Annotated in this window: 17 protein-coding genes, 1 tRNA gene and 1 pseudogene; 8 read left to right on the plus strand and 11 right to left on the minus strand. The window is 59.1% G+C overall.

Annotation, left to right across the window (positions count from 1 at the left end; genetic code table 11):
* Positions 1–28 precede the first annotated feature (28 nt).
* The 3 genes from NKJ55_RS15020 to NKJ55_RS15030 form a co-directional block, all read right to left on the minus strand.
* Positions 29–3,004 (minus strand): amino acid adenylation domain-containing protein, encoded by a 2,976-nt coding sequence (locus NKJ55_RS15020; RefSeq protein ID WP_352450587.1) that lies wholly within the window; start codon positions 3,002–3,004, stop codon positions 29–31.
* A gap of 47 nt (positions 3,005–3,051) precedes the next feature.
* Positions 3,052–4,098: a TubC N-terminal docking domain-related protein gene (locus NKJ55_RS15025; protein ID WP_352450588.1), complete on the minus strand. Its 1,047-nt coding sequence runs from the start codon at positions 4,096–4,098 to the stop codon at positions 3,052–3,054.
* 256 nt (positions 4,099–4,354) lie between these two features.
* Positions 4,355–4,984 carry a 4'-phosphopantetheinyl transferase family protein gene (locus tag NKJ55_RS15030; protein ID WP_352450589.1) on the minus strand — a complete coding sequence of 210 codons (630 nt, stop codon included), beginning with the start codon at positions 4,982–4,984 and terminating at the stop codon, positions 4,355–4,357.
* Positions 4,985–5,840: 856 nt separating this feature from the next.
* Between NKJ55_RS15030 and NKJ55_RS15035 the strand changes: the two genes are divergently transcribed.
* Positions 5,841–6,146 carry a hypothetical protein gene (locus NKJ55_RS15035; protein WP_352450590.1) on the plus strand — a complete coding sequence of 102 codons (306 nt, stop codon included), beginning with the start codon at positions 5,841–5,843 and terminating at the stop codon, positions 6,144–6,146.
* 144 nt (positions 6,147–6,290) lie between these two features.
* Here NKJ55_RS15035 and NKJ55_RS15040 read toward each other — a convergent pair.
* From NKJ55_RS15040 to NKJ55_RS15060, 5 genes are all read right to left on the minus strand, one after another.
* Positions 6,291–6,375: transfer RNA gene (locus NKJ55_RS15040), tRNA-Asn, on the minus strand.
* A 250-nt stretch (positions 6,376–6,625) separates the two neighbouring features.
* Complete coding sequence (locus tag NKJ55_RS15045) at positions 6,626–7,915, minus strand: GNAT family N-acetyltransferase (RefSeq protein WP_352450591.1); 1,290 nt, start codon at positions 7,913–7,915, stop codon at positions 6,626–6,628.
* A gap of 206 nt (positions 7,916–8,121) precedes the next feature.
* Positions 8,122–8,520 carry a class I SAM-dependent methyltransferase gene (locus tag NKJ55_RS15050; protein ID WP_352450592.1) on the minus strand — a complete coding sequence of 133 codons (399 nt, stop codon included), beginning with the start codon at positions 8,518–8,520 and terminating at the stop codon, positions 8,122–8,124.
* Positions 8,502–8,999: a hypothetical protein gene (locus tag NKJ55_RS15055; protein ID WP_352450593.1), complete on the minus strand. Its 498-nt coding sequence runs from the start codon at positions 8,997–8,999 to the stop codon at positions 8,502–8,504. The genes NKJ55_RS15050 and NKJ55_RS15055 overlap by 19 nt, the downstream gene beginning before the upstream one ends.
* Positions 9,000–9,185: 186 nt before the next feature.
* Positions 9,186–11,177 (minus strand): polysaccharide biosynthesis/export family protein, encoded by a 1,992-nt coding sequence (locus tag NKJ55_RS15060; protein ID WP_352450594.1) that lies wholly within the window; start codon positions 11,175–11,177, stop codon positions 9,186–9,188.
* 204 nt (positions 11,178–11,381) lie between these two features.
* Here NKJ55_RS15060 and NKJ55_RS15065 point away from each other — a divergent pair, with 204 nt between their 5' ends.
* From NKJ55_RS15065 to NKJ55_RS15085, 5 genes and pseudogenes are all read left to right on the plus strand, one after another.
* The gene (locus tag NKJ55_RS15065) at positions 11,382–11,576 is read left to right on the plus strand and encodes a hypothetical protein (protein WP_352450595.1); all 195 of its coding nucleotides are present in this window, start codon (positions 11,382–11,384) and stop codon (positions 11,574–11,576) included.
* Positions 11,577–11,769: 193 nt separating this feature from the next.
* Complete coding sequence (locus NKJ55_RS15070; RefSeq protein ID WP_352450596.1) at positions 11,770–12,048, plus strand: hypothetical protein; 279 nt, start codon at positions 11,770–11,772, stop codon at positions 12,046–12,048.
* Positions 12,049–12,368: 320 nt separating this feature from the next.
* On the plus strand, positions 12,369–13,208 hold the full coding sequence (locus NKJ55_RS15075) for a LuxR C-terminal-related transcriptional regulator (RefSeq protein ID WP_352450597.1): 840 nt from the start codon (positions 12,369–12,371) through the stop codon (positions 13,206–13,208).
* A gap of 101 nt (positions 13,209–13,309) precedes the next feature.
* Positions 13,310–13,617: pseudogene (locus tag NKJ55_RS15080) on the plus strand (PIG-L deacetylase family protein); the annotation flags it as partial.
* 218 nt (positions 13,618–13,835) lie between these two features.
* The gene (locus NKJ55_RS15085) at positions 13,836–14,132 is read left to right on the plus strand and encodes a hypothetical protein (protein WP_352450598.1); all 297 of its coding nucleotides are present in this window, start codon (positions 13,836–13,838) and stop codon (positions 14,130–14,132) included.
* Positions 14,133–14,944: 812 nt separating this feature from the next.
* On the opposite strand, the gene NKJ55_RS15090 is transcribed toward NKJ55_RS15085, so the two are convergent.
* The 3 genes from NKJ55_RS15090 to NKJ55_RS15100 all read right to left on the minus strand — a co-directional run bounded on the left by NKJ55_RS15090 (position 14,945) and on the right by NKJ55_RS15100 (position 18,164).
* A complete protein-coding gene (locus NKJ55_RS15090) occupies positions 14,945–15,643 on the minus strand; it encodes a LuxR C-terminal-related transcriptional regulator (protein WP_352450685.1) in 699 nt (232 codons plus the stop codon).
* Positions 15,644–16,626: 983 nt separating this feature from the next.
* A complete protein-coding gene (locus NKJ55_RS15095) occupies positions 16,627–17,331 on the minus strand; it encodes a Crp/Fnr family transcriptional regulator (RefSeq protein WP_352450599.1) in 705 nt (234 codons plus the stop codon).
* A 158-nt stretch (positions 17,332–17,489) separates the two neighbouring features.
* Positions 17,490–18,164, minus strand: coding sequence for a protein-L-isoaspartate(D-aspartate) O-methyltransferase (locus tag NKJ55_RS15100; protein WP_352450686.1), 675 nt, complete (start codon positions 18,162–18,164; stop codon positions 17,490–17,492).
* Positions 18,165–18,728: 564 nt separating this feature from the next.
* Here NKJ55_RS15100 and NKJ55_RS15110 point away from each other — a divergent pair.
* Both NKJ55_RS15110 and NKJ55_RS15115 read left to right on the plus strand, forming a co-directional pair.
* Positions 18,729–19,118 (plus strand): antitoxin Xre/MbcA/ParS toxin-binding domain-containing protein, encoded by a 390-nt coding sequence (locus NKJ55_RS15110; protein WP_352450600.1) that lies wholly within the window; start codon positions 18,729–18,731, stop codon positions 19,116–19,118.
* Positions 19,115–19,633: an RES family NAD+ phosphorylase gene (locus NKJ55_RS15115; protein WP_352450601.1), complete on the plus strand. Its 519-nt coding sequence runs from the start codon at positions 19,115–19,117 to the stop codon at positions 19,631–19,633. The genes NKJ55_RS15110 and NKJ55_RS15115 overlap by 4 nt, the downstream gene beginning before the upstream one ends.
* The last annotated feature ends 8 nt before the right edge of the window (positions 19,634–19,641 follow it).

Genomic DNA, 19,641 nt, shown 5'->3' on the forward strand with positions numbered 1-19,641 from the left:
AAAGGCCATTCGGAGGCCTTGCGGAAAGCTAGAGTTCGATTTCCTCTCTCGGTCCTTCCGAGACTGAAGGGGCTCCGGAATCGGCCACCCAGAGCATTCCGTCGATCACTTCCGCCAGTCCGGCCACTGTCGGGCGCTCGAAAAGGTTGCGAAGCTGCACGTCGACGCCGAAGCTCTGCCGCATGCGCGACACCGCCCGCATCACCAGCAGCGAGTGCCCACCCAGGCCGAAGAAGTTGTCGTCACGGCCGATCGACTCGACCTTGAGGAGATCGCACCACAGCGCGGCCAGCGTCTTCTCGGTCGCCGTCGAGGGGGCGACGAAGTCTTGTGCAGGCTGGATGTTTTCCGCCGTCGGCTCGGGAAGCGCAGAGCGGTCGATCTTGCCGTTGGACGTGAGTGGCATCCGTTCGAGGCGAACATACTGCGTCGGAATCATGGACTCCAAGAGTTCTTCGGCGAGGTGGGTGCGCAGGTCCGCCACGGTCAGGGGTTTGGACGAGACATAGTAGGCCACAAGTCGTGCGATGCCGTCTTCGGCCGCTGGCGGTTCGACATAGCCGATTTGGGCCATGATCTCCTTGATGCGGGATAGGTCCAGCTCGTCGTTGAGTTCGTCAATGGCTTCATCGCGCGTCTTCTGGCCGAGACGCACATCCCAGCTGTAGGGAAGGGCGTAGTTGTGATGTCCCCGCTGCTTCTTATGAACGTAGATGCCGACATCGTTGATGAGACAGTTCGTGGAGCGTCCTGTATCCGCAGGCCGATCCCATCCCGCCTGCGTCTTCAGGAAATCGAGCATGTCCTCAAGAGGGACGCTCCAGTAGCGGTAGAAGTCGATGAACTTCACTTCCTCGAATACTGAGTCGTTCCGGAAGGCATCCACGTCGAGATAGCGCGACACAGCATCCTCGCGGCGGTGATACTCCTTGCGCGCCTCGGCGATGAGCGCGTCCAGACGGGCCGGATCGTAGTCGTCCCGCTTGAAGACCTCCTCGGTCAGGCGCGTCTCAAAGAACTGGCCGCGGGACAACCCAGTCACGATGTACCCGATCCCTAGTTCGCGGGCGACGTTCGTGGCCAGGGTGTAGATCGTCTTGAAGCAGCCGTTGCAGACGTTCGCGAACCGTTTCAGGCTGTCGACGAAGATCTCGTTCATATGCGGCGTGCTTCCCCAGTGGTGATCCACGCCGAGGGAGTTCACGAGCCGCCTGATATTGGCCTTGGCTCCTTCCGAAATGAAACCGTTGTCAAGGGTGAAGGTAAGCGGCTTCACCCCCATGGCGACGAGCTTGCACAGCATAAAACTGCTGTCTTTGCCGCCGCTCAACAGCACGATACAGTCGTAAGGTCCCTTCCGGTTAGCCTGCATCTCCGCGATGAGAACCTGGAGGTCATCCGATGTCTTGAAATAGGTCTGCGCCTTGTCGACGTAGGTGTCGAAGGCCCGGCACAGATTGCAGACGCCTGCCGCATCGAACGTCGTGCCGGGCAGGCCGGACGCAACACCGCACCGTTCGCAATAACGCACTTGTGTCTCTGGTTTCGCCACCGAGGTGGCGATGGCAGCGACAGCGCATTCCTGAACGTGCGGGTGCTGCAGAAGCCGGGCTTCGATCTCGCCCAGCTCGATACGCGCGCCACCAACCTTCACCTGGTGATCGGCGCGGCCGAGAAAGTCCAGGCGCCCTTCCGAGTTCCAGCGGGCGAGATCGCCCGTCCTGTACAGCCGCAGCTTCGAAAACCCATCTCTCGGATCGACGGCCGTGAGGAAACGCTCGTCGGTCAGGTCAGGGCGATTGAAATAGCCTCTCGCGAGACCGTCGCCGGCAATGAACATCTCACCGATGATGCTGCGGGCAGTGGGCTGATGTGCCTTGTTGAGCACGTAGATGCCCGCATTGGCCGCCGGAACGCCGATCGGCACCGATGCGGATTGATCCCGGTCGATGTCGAAACGGTGAATCATGCAGCCCACAGTGGCTTCGGTTGGTCCGTACTCGTTGTAGATCTCGATAGGATGGGGGACGGCTTTCGTGATATCGCGAGCCAACTCGGTCTTGAAGTCCTCGCCACCCACGATGAACTTGCGCAGCCTTGTGGTCTCAAGATTGCGGTCGCGGATCATCGCGAGATGCGCCGGCGTCAGCTTCATGATATCGACGGCATTGTCGTCGATGACCTTGAGCACGACCATGCTCTGGACTCCGGGATCACCAAGATAGACCACGATGCGGCCGCCGGTGATGAGTGGTGTGAAGAGCGTCGTGACGGTCAGATCGAAGGCGAGGGATGAGAAAAGGGGCCATGCGAGACGTTCGCCGCAACTGTATACCCGAGCGGCCCACCCAATGTAGTTCACCAGATTCCGGTGCTCGATCACGACGCCCTTGGGCGTGCCGGTCGAGCCGGAGGTGAAGATGATATAGGCGGCGCCGTCCGGAGTGGCAGCGGACGGTCGGGCCGAGTCCGGCTGATGTAAAATCGACCCGAAATCGGCGTCGAGCACGAAAATGTCGGCAAAGTTCGGGGAAATGACGGATTGCAGGCGCGCCTGAGTGATCGCCACCGGCGCCCGCCCGTCGGTCCCGTTGGCAATGTCCTTCAGGATTGTTGCCAGACGCCCCTTCGGCGTTGCCGCATCCACCGGCACATAGGCTGCGCCGGACTTCAGGACGCCTAAGATCGCGACGACGACTTCAATGGAGTGCTCCATGAACACAACGGCAATCCGACCCGGCCCCACGCCGGTCGATGTCAGATGCATGGCCATCTGGTCGGAGCGTTCGTTGAGCTGCTGGTACGTCAGCGTTGCATCGCCGAAGCGGATCGCTTCAGCGTCAGGACTACGCGTCGCCTGGTCGCGGAAGAGATCGATGATTGTCCTGTCCGACGGGTAGGGCGCTGCCGTGGCGTTGTACTCGACAACCAGCGCCTGATGATCGGCATCTTTCAGCAGGGGAAGCATTACGCCCTCCGCCGCGATAGGAAGGACTTCATTCATGAGATACGCTCCCCATTGCGGAAGTCAAAAAAATCAAATCACGTCAATCATTCAGCTTTTTGGGTTGCCCGGCGATAAAGCTCTGCAATGGCAGGCGCGTCCGGTTCCTCCAGCATAAGGGGACCGTTGCAGTCCTCGGGCCCGAAATAAAATTCGGCATGCGGCACCACTCGAAGCCATCGGTGCGGTGCTGCACCCGATCGCAGCCAGGCCTTGTTCGGAAGAAATATGCATACTCGACCCGAATACGGAGTGGGAATGTACCGCCGCAAAGCCGTGATCGCCGTCGATTTGAGTCGAGCTCTGCTCGCCAGCACCGGATCTGTCGTGACAGGCTCTTTGCTTTTGCGAACGAGGGGCACGAGGGCGGCGCGGACGCGCTCGCCGAGATTCCGGAGGCGACTGCCGAAATATCGGAGACGGGCGCCGAATGTCGGCAGCTTCGCCATCTCTCGCAGGCACGAATCGGCGCTCCGCCTGGCATAGAAATACAGCAGACGCGGCAATTCCTTATAGGTGGTGGGGTGAAGAGGGCCAAAGAGCGCTATGCACGGGACCTCCGCTCCGCTTTGACCCAGCATTTTCGCCAGTTCGAAAGCGGTTGCAGCGCCGGAGCAGTAACCGGCGATGATGTACGGACCGGTGGGCTGATATTCGACGATCTGGCGGGCGAAGTACTCGGCGATATCTTCGACGCGGTCCATCGGATCGCTCTGCCCATCGAAGCCAGACGGTTGGAGTGCGTAAAACGGTTGATCGCCGCCCAGGTGCTTCGACAGGTCCGAGAATGAGAACGGCGCCCCGATATGGCCGGGTACGGCGTAAATGGGCGTGCGTGTTCCGCCAGACTGCAGGGGAATGATTGCAGGCTGTTGCCGGGCCGCCGCCGTGGCCATATTCAGAAACGCGATGATCTCGCCCTTCCGGTCCCGCAACTGGTCGCGAAACTCCGCCGTCAGTGCGCCAGCTGGGGCGTTGCACCGCAGCCGGTCGCCCTCTACCCAGATCTTGATGTCCTTGACCGCGAGGTCTGCGAGAAGCTCCGGGAACTGCATCACGTCCGCCGACATAGGTCTTCCGATCACTTTCTTCATGATTCACGACGGAGCCGAAGTGGTTCCCGCGTCCCAGTTTCTCCAGCACGACGGTTTCATCGATGAAACTGCCGCGCTTTCTCCATACGCCCGGGACATGTCAGTGAAGCGCTGTCCCGTGTTCTCAACCGCGACCCACCGCGAAGTGTGGGGAACAAGTCCGGTTCGAATGAACTTGCGTGCAGTCCAATGGAATTGGTTGAGCTCCTCGTTTATCCGCGGTGCATCGTAAGTGAATTATGGCATCGCGGGCACTTCAATTCCGGACTACCACCCAATTCCGGACTACCACGGTCCCGATGTACCCAGGTTTCGGTACGAACCTACGGACAGCCCATTCCCTTTCATCCCAAGAAAGGGATTGCCCTAAGCCGCACCCCAGGGCCTTAGAGATAGCCTCCAGCCGGGTCCAGCGCCGGAGGAAGCCTTCCAGCCGGTCTTTCGGACCAAGGGCGGTGTAAGACCGATACTCGGAGGCAGAAAAGCAATGCGCTGCGATCTCGTCCGCTTCGGGCACAGCCAGAACTGCCTCGATGTCCACCCCAACCTCCTGCCTGGTCGAGAGGGCGACGACCGCGACATCTCCGGATCGCGAGACACTGAAGCGCAAATCGCGAGCAGGCATGCGGTGCGAGAGGTGGGGTTTGCCTAGGCGTCCATATTCTAGTTCGATGTCGGACGGCGAGATTCCCAGTTTGGAGGCGAGGACCCGGCGCAGCTGCCCGCGGGTAGCGACATAGCGGCGGCGGTCCCGCTCCAGTCTCAACCCCTCGGCGCGCCGACGTTCCTCTTCGTTGAGGCAAACGCCTATCTCGCGGATGACGTTCTGCTCCGCATCGAGCATGAATGCCAGGATCTCCAAACCATCGTTCTCGAGGACCGGCATTATGATCCCGGGTCTCAGCTCGAGTTTATCCAAGTTTGGAGGGGGCGGTGCCGGCTCCGCAAGAGGCTGACTGACGCCGAATCTGACGGGTCGAATTGATCGATGTCCCGAGACAGCATGAAAATTCCAGCTCGTGCCCAATGCGTCATGGCCCTCGTCCCCGCCCGCGCCACAAAATTGGATAAAGTCGAACTCAGGGCAGCAGTCAGAAGTCATACGTGGATTCCGATCGCTGGGAGCGCTCATGCGCACAAGTGCAATTCTTTCTAATGAACGGCAGCGCCATTCTTGCGGATTTCCCTAGTGAAACAACCGCGTAAGGGCGAAAACAAGGAGCGCCTGGTGGCTATTTCGAGGTATAGATGGGCTACATCAAACGACCCAGACATGCTGCTGCTCCCAAAGGGGTCTGCCGGAGGCGAAACTGCCAACTTTATCTTGCCGGATTGACAATGAACTGGCGCTCCAATGATCTCCTGCTCTGACGAGCAAGGCTGCTGCGCCGGCTTTTGCCAAAAAGCAGTTACCTGGATGCGGAATTACATCAGATCAAAGCAATCTCCGCGCTTCGCTTGTGCGGCTGAGTGGGCGCCTGGGCGATGCGCTTTTGCTGCTGGACGACGGAAGCCTCCCGGCCTGGCCGCGCGGCTTTTATGCCTTATGGAAGACTTGGTTTCTGGGGACGACGCGATAGCGCCGTCGTTAAAGATCCAATTCGGATTACCTCTTCTGAGTAATTGATCGGTTCTCAATAGGTCCGCATCGCCAGTCCCGTTCGAACATCGCCGATTTCGGCTTGGTTTCCACAGCGGGCCCGGCTGGCGTCCTGCTCGGCGGTGGAGGCACGCAGATAGAGTTGGGCGAGGCGGGCGGCGATCTCGACCGTCTTTCCGGCGAGCTTGGATTCGCCGCCCAGCGGGCGACGCGCGCCAGTCCCGCATTGTGGGCGTTACGCAGCCGCTCGGGGACGATCATGACGATCGGTGCCCGATATCTCCGTAAGATCCCAGCCAAACAGCGCGCCGGCCGCATGGTTGGCGAACCGGATGACACCGTGGACGTCGATGGTGAGGATTGCAACCTGCGTGGCGCCGGCAAAGCCCATCATCGCCCCGCGGGCGATCTCGCTGCAGCGGAGCTCCAACTGCTGGATGACGGATGACGAGCGCCGCGGCCGCTGCGGTGAACCTCGCCCTGCCGGCGGCGGATCTGGTGGACCAAGGGTACTCCTGCACGGGAAGAAAGGCGGCCGAAAGGCGCTTATTCAACCACTTAAAATGGTGGCTACGCGGCTACTTGTAATCTATGGCTCCAGCGGTAGGAGTCGAACCTACAAGCCTTTCGGCGTCGCATTAACCGTGCGGTGCGTCTACCAATTCCGCCACGCTGAAACATAGATTAGGGAGCCCGCCGCGCGAACTGGTGCTCTGATCCCGAATTGAACGGAATACGCGCTGTGCTTATCCGGCACTGCCGATAGTCCAAAGTGGCCAGCACCGACAACGGTCACATCGCATAAAGTAAGCAAATCCAACCTCCCCTTGGTCCTCGCCTGCCGAAGGGCCGAACCCGCCGATCGATTGTGGAAGAGCCTGCCCAATACTTGATACAAAGTGGCGGCTCCTTTTTTCAGTCGACGCTTCAAGCCGCGGCCTGTTTCATGTGAGCAGCAATGGTCCCTAGCACCCGCTTGGCACCGCGCAGCTGTGCCTCGATGCGGCGCTCTGGACTGTCTCTGCCTATTGCGATCCACTTCATGGGATGCTCCGCATTGGCCAGGTGGGACTTGTGCCCGGCGAAGCCTGCCAGAAAATCGTAGCCGCACTCGCCGCGTCCGATGCTGTCCTCAATAGCCAGCACATGGCTGATAAGCCCTGGCTTGAGCCGGCCATCGCGCTCATAAAGAAAGCCGCTTTGATAGTTGAGAACACGGCCGTCACACACGAAATTGTACAGGACCCCGACTGTCTGGTCCCCGGCCAACGTCTGTGAAATGCGGACGGTCCCCGTGGGAACGCCGCGCGCAATGAGCTCCTCGTGAAATCGACGGAAGCTCGGGTTGGCAAAGGCTCCCCTGCGTCCCCATCGCGCCTGATGAAGCTCGGCCAGCAAATCAAACGCGGCGAGCGCCTCCGATGTCACTTCGACAGTCCGGAACGCAACGGGGCCGCGTTCCGCATATAACCGCATGGCACGGCTTACCGCTTGGCGAGTATTGCGGCCTAATGTGGCGCGGTAATTTGCGCCTTTCTGGCGGACTTTGGCGAAATCGATCCACCGTGCCGTATCTTCTGCTTTCACCTCAGTAAGGAGCCCGGCCCGGCCCGCGGTGCGACAAGCGGCCAATTCGAAGTCGGAATCAATTCCGGAGAACACCAGTTGGTCAGAGCGGCGCAAGTGATGCGCCAAGGCCTCGACGCATGCCGCTCGAGTGGCATCGGCCAGGGATCGCTCCGCAAGAATATCGTTATACTCGATGAACAATCGATCGAATCGAACATCTCCGGTTTCATTGAGCAGCCAACGCGCCCGCGCATGCCGCCCGAAACTCCACGCCCTCCGCCGGCAAATAATCGCCAAGCCAACGATCCTGCTTGACGTCCGAGCGACTAGAACATGTGGTTGCGCGCCCCCCGGCAGATGCCGCAGCCAAGTTCCGATCCAGAGCCAGGACAGATAGAATGAGTGCGTTGCTCGCGCTTCGAGCTCATTCCAAGCGGTCTCGAGTGTCGCGATGTCCGGCAAGTCCTCCACGGTAACGTCGATGACCATATCCTGGCGCATGGCTTGTTCTACTGAAGCCACGCGATAGGGTTCCGCACCGATGGCTGAGACACCAAGAGGTCCTGATATACAACCATCTTCCTGATACTTTGCGCATTGCGGCGGGAATGCCAGGAGTATCCTCGCTGCACGCTGCTGTTCGTCCATGGAGCACCCGGGGTTTTCCTGTTTGGAGAAGACTTCATGTCGGGAGGCGCTAAAAGTGAAGACCCTATTCTTGACTACTCACGGAGAGCCTAGTCTGTGCCGGCTGCAGGAGGACGAGCGACCGCTTCACACGGCGCCTTTTAAAGCGGCCGGGACCAGCGAAGGCGTTTCCGAGGCATTGTCTCAAACCGCAGCGGCTCGCGCGCTCATTTATAGCCGAGCAGGCGAATCCCCATCAGATGCCGAAGAACCGAATTCGTAGTGGGTCTCGATCGCCGCCGCCAAACTCCTTGCATGATCATTTCGAGCATGATCCCAATTTTGGCAGGAACGAGCACATTAACGGCCCCATTGCCGAACAGCACAGCCTGCTTTCGAAGGCCAATTCCCGTAAACGCGCGTGACAGCTCACGATAGCTATATTCCTTCAGGTGGAATCCACATGCAACGTTGTCAAAGTATACCGAAATGTCGTGAGGGCCCGTGACGGCGTTTGGAGTGATGCAATAGTAAGCACCGCCGGGTGAAAGAACACGATAGACCTCGGAAAGCTGCCTTACTGCGTCGTCGGGGTGTAGGTGCTCCATCAACTGATCGCTGAACATAAAATCGAGACTATTATCTGCGAAAGGTAGATGAATACCATCGATCCTAACAAAAATTGAAAATTGACGGGCTTCTCCCCAGGTGGCAGTAACGCGTCAGTTACGTCGATTGCATTTACTGACGAGCAATGACTGCACATGCTGAGGCTAAGCTTACAATCACCGGCCCCCAATTCGCCGAAACGCGCGCCTTTCTGGATAAGCGTTCTTAAAAGGGTGGTCTGAAGATTGACTATACGATCGTCTCTGTATTCATTTCTATTTTGGGGATGATCTTCAAGGGAAGTGAAAAGTTTGCCGTATACTTCAGCATAGAGGCTGAGCCGAGCGTCTTGATCTGAATTCAGCAGCTGAGCAGCCAGAGCTTTCTCGATTTGATAGTGCGCAAATATCCGCTCGGGCGTGCGCGCGTCGTGACAAAATTCCGAAATCTTTGACCAATCCCGCTTGATAGGCACCTGTATCCCGTTCGATGTCATCTCACTGCACCTTTGTCAGTGATCCGAACTCCTGAGCGGAGGCGGACATGCTCCTTATGAAGCGGCTCAAGCTGTCGGCGACGGCGAGTGGTCGTTTCGCTTCCCACTTTCGTCCCGACGAGTTCACTACGCAGACCAGCCATGCAGACCAATCTCCTTGCCGGGCATCAATTTCGGACCGATCCTCTATTCCCTCACCACGCGGGAAGGCTCGACATCGTAGGGGTTCGACGCGGCCGGCAAGCTCTCACCGGTCGGCCACGAGGTCGGGACCGGCGAACCGGCCGGCTCTCTTGGCTCGCTTTCGCCCACGATGATGTTGACGAGGTCACCTGGCTGCAACAGGGTCATCCCGACGGACTCAATGCTGACCGGCCCCGCTGCCGATTGCCGCACGATTTGATAGGTTGCGCTGTTCGCGTCCTTGGCAAACTGGACGCGGGCCACGGGCAATGTGTACAGGACGCCTTCGCTGGCGTTCAACTCGCGCACATTGGCCGCGATCTGGCTCTCCGCGGTCTCGATCTCGATCTCCAGATCGTTCCTGAGGTCGGCCCGGGTCCGCAACACCTCAGACTCCAGCGAAGCGAGGCGCTGCTTGGCGCTTGCGTATTGGTTAAGGGCGTCCTGCCGACGCTGTTCCGCGTCGGACAACTCACTCTGGATCTGATCCATCACCGTCATGCTGAGAACTTTGCGGTCCACGAGCGTGCGCATGCTGTTGACGCGCTCCTGGCGCAGCTTGACGAGTTTGTCGAGCGACTCCGTGCGCCCATAAGCGACAACATCCTGCCTGGCGGCCTCCAGCGCCCGCAGGTTCGCGCGCTCGCGATCCTTGTGCGCCGTGGCGACGGCCTTGCGCCGCTCGCTCTGCTCGTTGACGAGGTTAGCCGCTTCGGTGGCGCCGGCCAGTTCAAGCAACTGGCGCGGGATAGTGGGTGCTGTACCGTCGCGCTCGGCCTTCAGCACTGCCGCGCGCGCGAGCAATTTCAACAAGGCATCGATCGCCCCGCTCCGCTTCTGGGTCTCACGCACGGCTTCGATCTTCTGCCACGGCTCGCTCTCGGCGCGGTCGAGTCCGCCGGCCAGCGCGATCGCGTGCAGGACCGTCATGCCGGCCGCGTATTTGAACGAGCCTGGATTCTTGACCGGCCCCAGTACGTAAATGGGCGGGCGCTCCAGCGGCAGGATGTTGACCAGTCCCTCGCGGCCCACCAGTTGATTGAAGGTTTTCACCAGGTCGGCCTGTACCTGTTGCGTTGACCGGTTGGCGACCGGAATGGAGCCAAGCAAGGGCACGGAAATCGTGCCGTCCTCTTGGACAATATATTCGCCGCTCAGTTCCGGACGCTGCAGGATGCCGTGCAAGGCCGAAGATGCGCCCCCCCACTTGTCTTCCTCGACGTCGACGCGCTCGTAGAATGCGACCTTGAGGCGGTCACCGACGCCAAACAGGGCTCCGGTTGGCATGCCTGGCGCCTTGCTGAGGGTTTTGGGGCGCTCGGCACTGGTGGGAACGGCAGGGACGACGCTCCGCTCGATCAACGCCGCGGCCGATGCATCCGATCCCGTGCTGAGGGTTTGGGGGGGCTCGGCGCTAGCGGGGACCTCAGGGACGGCGCTCCGTTCGACGAACGTCGCGGCCGACGCATCCGGTCCCGACACGAGCGCACGGGAGGGTTCGGCCGTGGCGTGGCCCGGCTGTTCTTGCCAGCTATCGATAGCAGCAGACACCTTCTGCATCACGGCTCCGGAGACATTCTCGACCCTCTGCACCACGGCTTCGGAGACATCCTGGATCCTCGGCACCACGGTTCCGGAGACATCCTCGACCTTCTGCATCGCGGCGCCGGAGGCGTCCCTGACCTTCTGCATCGCGGCTGCGGAGGCGTCCTTCACCTTCTGCACCACGGCTGCGGAGGCATCTTCGACCTTCTCCATTAGGGCTCCGGAGGTATCCTCGACCTTCTGCAACACGGCTGCGGAGGCATCCTCGACCTTCTCCATTACGGCTCTGGAAACAACTTCGATGGGCTCCCAGTTTCTGACCGCTCCCGCTCCCAGGACGGCGACCCCGGAGATCCCCAAGACAAGCAGGACGGCCTTCATTCCGCTGCGGCGGGCCGCCTGTGACAAGGGAGTGACGGGCTCGGAATTGTGTTTTGCATCCATGGCCATGGCGCGTGGCTTTCAATTTCAATGGTAGCCAGCCCATCCCGAAGTCGCGAGCATTCGGTCGACGGGGAAGGCTCTACCTTATCGTGACCCTTCACCGCTAGCGGCACAACTACCCCTTTGTTGGCACTCCTTCCGGATAAACGCCCCCTCCGGCGAACTCGTCCAATGAGCAGATTGTTGCTGCGCTGAAGGAGAACCCCTTTGATGGCAAACGGGACAAAGGCGATCGAACGCAACGAAGAGCCGGAAATAGTGGTCCGACGCAGCGTCTCGAACCCCCTGCGGCCCCAACATGCATTCGCAGAATGGCTGGCCGTCTCCAACTTCGTCGTCCTGGCTCTGGAAAACGAGCCGATCACGATCTCCGGCTCCGATCATTCTGCTACGTCGATCCCCTGATCGACGGCTGACCCGCCTGATTTGAAGAGGCGAACCTCGACGAAGCCGCCAATCTTGGCAATTCTACCGCGGTAGCAATAGCAGAACTGGCCCGCCTCACTCATTTCTCTCGCCGGATCTCACCCAAAGGACTTCCCCGGCAGCGCTGCCCCGATATGGGCCGCCCCAGGGGGCGCGCCAGGCAACTCCTCTGTTGCTCACCGCAGGTGCAACGCAACGAAGGCAGACCATCGCCCATTTCGATGCCCGGAAGGTATCCGAGCTGTTGTGCGCGCTGCGGCTCATCGCGCTGGCCCACACCCAGTCGCCACGCCAGCTGTGGCACATTGCTCCTCAAGCTGGTGAAGCTCGGGCGCTGGTCAGGATCAGCGCGCGCCGCGCCAAGATCGCCTTCTCCTCGGCCTGCGCCGTCATCCCAAAATGGCGGCTGGTCGCGGCGCGGGTCGCCTGGGCCAGCGGTTCTCCCGCCTGACACGCCGCGCCCCCCGCGCCAGAGCGGCGGCACCACCCACGCCCCACGGGAGACCAAGTCCGGCAACTCTCGCGGTCCGCGCATGCGGCGCCACGATGGTGCTGGTTGCCGCCCGGAGCGGCTGAAACCCAGGGCTCGCACTCCTCACTAAGGCCTCGGGCTTGAAAATCCGGGGTACCCCTCGACGAAGTTACCCTACGCCTAAAGAGGGTGTTCTTGTCTAGGGTTTTCCTGGCGTAAGGTAACACGGTCAAAAAAGAAACTATGCGAGGAGCGCCTTGCGAGACGCGCGTACCTCAATCGCGTCAGGGGAGGCTACGATGACAATGAAATCCTTGATGATCACAAAGTCTTTTATGACAGTGCTTGTCAGCCAAAGCGAGTTACTCCGAGAGGGCCTTGTTCTAATTCTGGATGCAGCAAAGTTTCGTATTCTTTTCTCTGCGGCTTGTGTTCACGACCTCCTGCAGAAGCCGCTGCCCAAGCACCGGTCCATCTTGCTCATCATGGATGTCGACGGTATTGATGCAGATGCTGGATTCGCACAAATTTCAGAATTTAAAGGGATTTATCCGACCAGCCATGTCGTTGCGCTAGCCGATCACTGTCGACCGAACGACATAGTTTCAGCCCTTCGTGCGGGAGCTGACGCGTATTTGACAAAAGTTGCCGCTCACGACACCTTCATCAAAGCTCTCGAATTGGTTATGCTAGGGCAGACGGTTCTACCTGCGGAAACTTCGACGTTTATTCAGGACATAAGACATGGTTTGAAATATGATGAAATAGCAGTACATGAGTTTACAAATGTGGCTGTTACAATGGAGAACGCTGATCGAAAACCATCAATGCTGTCAGCTCGGGAAGATTGTATTATACGTTGCCTGATCGGAGGGGAGTCTAACAAGACAATCGCGCGCAAGATTAACATCGCCGAAGCGACGGTGAAGGTACACGTGAAGGCCATCCTTCGAAAGATTCGGGTCGGCAACCGTACCCAGGCTGCAGTTTGGGCGATGAACCATGGTATGCTCACTTCCGCTCCTGGCAAAGGTCCGTCAGGGACCGAAAACACGGCTACTCAGCCTTCTCACCATCCGCAAGAGCTACTTGAAGGACAAAAGGAGTACCACCTTCTCAAGAACACTCATCCTGTGTGACCGCCTCCGGGTCTTGACAGCGACGGATCGCAATGGGGCGCTGAGGTGGACCCTCCAACGGGACCACAACCCGGCCTTTAGTGATTGCAGTCGCGGATTTCGCAGACAGATGCCGGGTTCATAGCGACGTGGTGTTAACCCAGGCCAAGTTCGACGCCCATCAGGACCCCCGGGAGGTTCAACCAACTGACCTGGAACGTCTTCCGCGATCATCTGGTGCCACCCCAATGCCTACGTGCCGCTCACGGCCGACGTGCTGGAACGCAAGATCGAGCTCCTCGACAAGCACTTCGGAACGCGGCGCACCAAGGACTGGTTCGACCGTCAGACACTCGCTGGGCTTGCGAGGTTGCGCTGGATGGAATGCCGGGCACCCGAGCATTTCGCCGAGGCTTTCACGCTCCGGAAGGGAAAAATACTTAGCAGTTTGCGAACATTCTCTCGCAAAAGACTTACGGGGCGACCGTCGAAAATGGAGTGGGCCTTGAACTCACAGTGTGATCTGCTTAACTAGTTGTTCTACAGTGGTCCGGCAAAAAAGACATCTACAAGCAAAGATAGTACAGAACTAGCCATGTGCAAGCCGATCGTTTCTACTATCCATTTTGAAGTTGAGGGTGCATCAAAGTGGGCAAGGGAAAAATAGCTCCTGGATTTTCGTTCAAAAAAGCGCGGATCGGAACGGTCGAGGGCGGAGAGTCCGGGGTTTTGGTGTGGAAACGGGATCAACTGGTTGCGGTCCTTACTCAGATCGACGAGGAAGCCTACTCCACGAAGGGCAAATGGTTCCTCGAGACAGGCTTCGGGCTGCTGAGCGGGCAGCACAAGAATTTCGATACGATCGAAGAAGCCATAAGATGGGTGGCCAGACACACTTTCCCTGACAGTGCAGATGGATCGGCCGATTCAGCGGCAGAAAGTTAACCCGATTTGCGGTCAGCTTCCCGCCTGGCGGAAGTCGCGCATTCCCTTCTCAATCGATCGTCCGCGAGGCAAGTTTCCTGTCGCCTGGAAGCTTCTTGGCTTGCGTGCCCATGCAGGTCCCAGCGAAGTCTTTCGGCCCATGTCCCATACCTACCCTCGCCGGGCGGGACTTAGCCCCGCCGTCACCTTATTGGCCAGCATTATTGGTCCGCAACTGAAGTGAGGTCGTGCTCATCACCGGCAGTGCACCGTCGGCGGCCCTTATCGTCCTCATGCCAGCCGTCTCGGCGCAGTGTAGCTGACGACGAGAGCGGCGTGAGCACTCCACGCCTGAACATCCTGCAGGAACAGGGGACGGTATGTCTACGCCGCCCTGCCGGTTGGGATCGAGCGCAGAGAGCTTCGGCGGCCGCATGCTCCCCGGACCCGGGGCCATGCGGATCCTCCATTCCGGCTGTAAGGTCTACATGCTCGGCTGAGGATTTACGCCTTCCCTATTGGGTCTCGGTTGGCACCTATGGTGGAGGCCCGAGGCGGACACACTGCCGACGACACCGCGGCCTTGGAACAGCTTTCCAAAGGACTGGAGAACAAGATCATCGCGACGAAGCCGGGGCTTCGGAGCACCCCGCCAAAATCCTCCTACAGCATGGTATCAGGAAGCTAGGGGCAACCCGCGGCTGGCCCCTGTACCTCGGCTGTATCTCGGGCGCTTCCCGGATGCCATTCACTGCAACGGAGATCCCGCGACTGTCAATAAGACGGCCCGCGGGATTCACCCGAGGCGGGCCGTCTTATTGCTTGGGAACGCTTCAGGAAGAGTTCCTTCTCGCGATGAGATCGTTGACCTTGTAGGCGACTTCCGTGCGGTTGGTCGCCTTCAGCTTCTTCATGATGTTTCGGATGTGGACCTTCACGGTGCTTTCTCGCAGGTTGAGTTCGTAGGCGATGATCTTGTTCGCTTTTCCGCGCCGGAGCGCCTGGGCGACCTCGGCCTGCCTAAGCGTGAACATGCCCTTCAAAGGCTGCGTGTCGCGGCTGTCCGAACCTATCAGGTGGCGCATGCAAAGGACACTGCTCGCAGTGACGAAGATACCTCCCGCTGCCGCAAGGTTTATAGCCTCGACACAGACATCGATTCCGACCGAGGTCGGAATGTAGCCGCGTGCGCCGCATTCGAGAGCGCTCAATATGTGTGCAAGATCTTCGGTGTCGGCCAGGATAACTACAGGGACTGATTTGAATTCGGACGAAATATGCCTAATCTCGTCTGCGATCCCATGATCGGTGACCTTCCGGCCGCCAAGGTTCAAGAGTATGGCTGCAAGGGGAGGGACCGAGCCCTTCTTCACGCGCCATTCATCGATCGAACCCATGGCCGCGATTTCCATGCCGAGTTCGTGGTCCGCGAGGGCAAGAGCGAGACACTCGCGGTCTAGGGCCCTTCCGTCCAGGACGAGGAGGCTTCCTTTGCCTGCATGGCCGTGGACGCTTTTCGTTTCTCTGGACAGGACTCCTGACCGATTGGCCGTGTGTTTATGCCGTCCTGCTGTGGAATCCACGTCAATCCCCAATCTTTTCGCACAAGCCGCGTTGCGGCTGCCAAAACACCCCTCATTCTTTGCAATCTGAAAGCTTGAATACGCTGCCCTGTGTTTGAATGCACTTGTGATTGAACACCCAGCCCTTGTGAAAGCGTGAGGCTCACCCAGCAGTTTCAGCAGTTCTTCGCCCCTAGCCGAGAACAGCTTGTGCAGCCTATCGTCTATTTATAAGCGTTCTCTAACATAAGTTAATTTTTAGAAAATTTCGCGTCGACGGTCGCCTGAGGGCATGTGTTGAGACCGCGTCACTCCGCCTTGAAGCTCCCGCGAGTTCGATCGTGACGCGCAGGTCCGGTCAGATTCAATCCCTTTGGCCATGTGCCAACCGTTGAAATGGTTCCCGACCGCTCAAGGAATGCCAAGGAGTGGGATAGCTCTGCGAGGTTGACTAACCGGGTAGGCGATGATGCCATTATCAGGATGGGACCGCTCAGCCAAACCCCAAGTCCAGCAGCCATTCGAGGGAGGATCGGTAGTTCCTCGCGATTTTGGACGAGAATTCCTGAAGGTGGATATTGGCATGACCAGGGTGCAGTTCGTGGCATCCGTAGCCAAGCGCTTTAGGTCCGAGAACACCCGGCTGTAGTTGCCGCCGTTTATGGGCAGCTTACGCGCATTTCGGCAGCACGTTCTCCTCATGCGATAGGCCATGTGCCGTCGGTCATGATAATCGGGCCTTTGCGGCTGCCCTCGTCAAGATAGACTGCGGCCAGGTAAGCCCACTATCAGCCCGGAAAACATCGTCTGGAACTGCTCCAGCGACGGCGCACTGTCGTCTTCCAGCAGAAATTTTGCTGATGGCCTATGCGCTGGCGCCCAGCACCGCGCCGCAGGGGGCGACGCGAAAGCCCCGCTAGAGACGGTTGAACCCGAGCTAGAGGGAATAACCTTTACCTGAGGTACTCGCTGTCGAATCCGGCTGTTTTGACCAGCTTCTTGCGGTTGATCACCTCTACATAGCCGGCCTTGAAAGCGACAAGATCGGCCTTGCGGAGTTCCCTCAACGTCCGATTGAGGTGAACGGTGGTCATTCCGAGGATGTCGGCCAATTCGTGTTGGGTAAGGGGACACTCATATCGTCCATGGGCCGACAGGCCAACGATCGAGAGCCTCTCCTCCAACTCGAGAAGGAAATGGGCGGTGCGGCTCATCGCGTTCCGCCGCCCGGCATTCATGAGATGTTCGGCAAGGATGGCGTTCAGGCGGGCCAGGGAGCAGGCGATAGTCTTGCCGAGCCGGCCTTCCGACAAGATGGCCTCTACCAGTTTCTTGCTGGAAATTTCATAAACAGCTAGTTCGGTTATGGACGCCAGGGACGCTAAACGAGGTCCGTCCACGGAACGGAAACCGACAATGTCCCCCCGCAGAGGAGTGTCGATGATCTGCCGTTCTCCGTCCAGTAGTCCGCGGTAAAGGAGGGCCCAACCCGATTTTACGATGAATATCCCATCGTTGTTATCATCCTGGCGGCATATCACCGAATGGGGTTTGTAAATTCTTGCGGTAACACCGAGAAAATCGTTGTTACCCCAATCGTCCTTCGAGAATGTCCCCCCTACGGGATGCGAGTGTATGAACTGCAACAGTGTTTGCATGTTGCTTCAATTTCCGCACAACCTACAATAATTGCTCCCGTATGAGTTCGACAGAACGACCACCTACGGTAGAGGCAGGATGGCCTACTGTCCTCGTCTGTTTGAATGAGGTAGATTGACGGTCGGAAAAGCGCGGTCGCGCCAGTTGTCGCACCTCACTAGACGGTTTCGAGCCGGCTGAACCGAACCGGGATGAGTTTCCGGGTCTCGAGCTGCCCTGCCGCATCCTTGGCGATGACAGTCAGAAACTGTGCTTCTTTAGATCCCAAAGGCAAAACCAGCCGTCCCCCCGGCTTGAGTTGCTTCAGAAAAGCCGGCGGTGTCTGCTCAGCCGCCGCCGTGACCAGGATCTTGTCGAATGGGGCGTGCTCGGGCCAGCCGCGAGACCCGTCTCCGACACGAATGCCGACATTGGATAAGCCTAGCTCTTGCAGGAGTGCCTCCGCACGGCTTACGAATTCCTCGATGATTTCTACGCTCCAAACCTGCCCGGCGAGTTGCGCGAGGATTGCGGTTTGATAGCCCAGGCCAGTGCCGATCTCGAGCACCGCCTCGTGCGGTTGGGGAGCAAGGAGATCGGTCATGAGAGCGACGATGAATGGCTGCGAGACGGTTTTATCGAAGCCGATCGGCAGCGGCATGTCCTGGTAGGCATAAGGTGCAACCGAGGCTGGCACGAAGAGATGCCGCGGCACTCGCCGCATCGCTGCCATCACCCGCTCATCGAGCGCCGCCTTGCCCAGTTCTTCGCTTGCAAGGTCGGTATGGATTGCAATCATCTCGACCATGTGCCTGCGTAGGACCGCGAGGTGCTCTTCGTTCATTGGCTTCATGACGGTGGGGCTTTCCTCAACCAGCTTGCTGCTGGTTTGCATTATATCCTGTTCGTCACGGTAGCGCCCGCCATCGTTTCCATTACGGGTGCCCAGGGCAAGCGTGGGTGACCGTCTTGGCAGGCTATCGCCGGCGGCGACCCTGGAGATTCTGGGCGCTATATCGCCATAGCGGTGTGTGCGACATGCGGCTATCTCGCGCATCAGCTTCGCCAGCACCGGCCGGCAGGGCGAGGCGCCGGTGCTCCTGGTGGACGAGGCGGCGGCCAGCCGCCTTGACCTCGTCGACTTGGGCGTCGGTCGCCCGATCCTCGGTCGAGACACGGGGATCGCCAATGGGCGGCCGATCGGGAGAACTGGACGTTATGCGCGCATTTGGCCGGTTTCGGGGCCGTTTTTTGGGGTTTTTGTGCACACAAGGAATGTGCCAGAACACGAACGTGTGAATGCGTCTGGTGAGGCCTCAACGACGTCTCATCCGCCAATCGAGACTTGTAGTCCGCCGCGCAGTGCCATATCTTATGCACAAGAAATGTGTTTCTGAATATGGCAATGGAGACAGGAATGGCCCAAGCATTGAAAGTTCCAGTTCAGAACGAACCGTTGGTGCTGTCCTATATGGATCGGGCTGGGAAGATCGCTGTCGCCCAGGTTGCGGATGGATTCGGTATGTCCAAAGGTCAGCTTGCCGAAACGGCGGGTCTTGCGCGGGAAACCCTCTATAGGGTTGAGCGTAGCCGTGCTGCAAAGACGCAAGGTCGCCTTCGTGAAATGCTTGAGATCATCAGCAGGGTGATCGACTGGGCTGGAGGCAAGGAGCAGGCGATGGCCTGGTACCGGGCCCAGCCGATACCGGCATTCGGCGGGCGGACGGCGGAAGCTCTGGTTAAGGAAGGCAAGGCCAGCGCGGTTCGCGACTACCTGGATCATGTCGCCGTTGGTGGCTTTGCTTGAGGTTTGTCGGAATTTGCTACCGCGCCCATGATCCGCGGTGGTCTTTCCAGCCTATCTCAGGCGACGGAGCGGCTATTCGGGGTGCCAGGTTCAACCCGAAAGGTGTGCCTACGCTTTATCTGGCGCTCGACATCATGACGGCCGTGAAGGAGGCCAATCAGGGTTTTGCACATCGCATTGATCCCTGCGTGCTTTGCTCATACGAGATCGATTGCGATGACATTGTCGATCTGAGGACGGCGCAAGGCCAGGCCGACGCCGGGATCCGGTTCGAAGATATGGCTTGTGCCTGGATGGATTTTCTCGCCCATGGCAAACGGCCGCCCTCATGGAGCATCCATGACCGCCTCGTTGCTGAAGGCAAGTTCGGCATTGTCGTGCCCAGCTTCGCGCCAGGTGCCGGCACATGTGATCAGAACCTCGTGCTATGGAGCTGGGGCGAGGTGCTCCCGCACCAGGTCAAGGTGATCGATCCGGGAGGCCGGCTGCCTCGGAAGCAATTGTCCTGGAGCTAACGCCGCAA

Source organism: Mesorhizobium sp. M0106 (genome assembly GCF_040322715.1).
Classification (GTDB): Bacteria; Pseudomonadota; Alphaproteobacteria; order Rhizobiales; family Rhizobiaceae; genus Mesorhizobium.

Bases quoted from the DNA above. Each gene is read 5' to 3' on its own strand.
- NKJ55_RS15100 (WP_352450686.1), bottom strand. From the start codon at position 18,164: ATGAAGCCAATGAACGAAGAGCACCTCGCGGTCCTACGCAGGCACATG.
- NKJ55_RS15075 (WP_352450597.1), top strand. From the start codon at position 12,369: ATGACAATGAAATCCTTGATGATCACAAAGTCTTTTATGACAGTGCTT.
- NKJ55_RS15050 (WP_352450592.1), bottom strand. From the start codon at position 8,520: ATGTTCAGCGATCAGTTGATGGAGCACCTACACCCCGACGACGCAGTA.
- NKJ55_RS15065 (WP_352450595.1), top strand. From the start codon at position 11,382: ATGGCAAACGGGACAAAGGCGATCGAACGCAACGAAGAGCCGGAAATA.
- NKJ55_RS15020 (WP_352450587.1), bottom strand. From the start codon at position 3,004: ATGAATGAAGTCCTTCCTATCGCGGCGGAGGGCGTAATGCTTCCCCTG.
- NKJ55_RS15030 (WP_352450589.1), bottom strand. From the start codon at position 4,984: ATGCCGGTCCTCGAGAACGATGGTTTGGAGATCCTGGCATTCATGCTC.
- NKJ55_RS15110 (WP_352450600.1), top strand. From the start codon at position 18,729: ATGGCCCAAGCATTGAAAGTTCCAGTTCAGAACGAACCGTTGGTGCTG.
- NKJ55_RS15060 (WP_352450594.1), bottom strand. From the start codon at position 11,177: ATGGCCATGGATGCAAAACACAATTCCGAGCCCGTCACTCCCTTGTCA.
- NKJ55_RS15025 (WP_352450588.1), bottom strand. From the start codon at position 4,098: ATGAAGAAAGTGATCGGAAGACCTATGTCGGCGGACGTGATGCAGTTC.
- NKJ55_RS15095 (WP_352450599.1), bottom strand. From the start codon at position 17,331: ATGCAAACACTGTTGCAGTTCATACACTCGCATCCCGTAGGGGGGACA.
- NKJ55_RS15055 (WP_352450593.1), bottom strand. From the start codon at position 8,999: ATGACATCGAACGGGATACAGGTGCCTATCAAGCGGGATTGGTCAAAG.
- NKJ55_RS15045 (WP_352450591.1), bottom strand. From the start codon at position 7,915: ATGGACGAACAGCAGCGTGCAGCGAGGATACTCCTGGCATTCCCGCCG.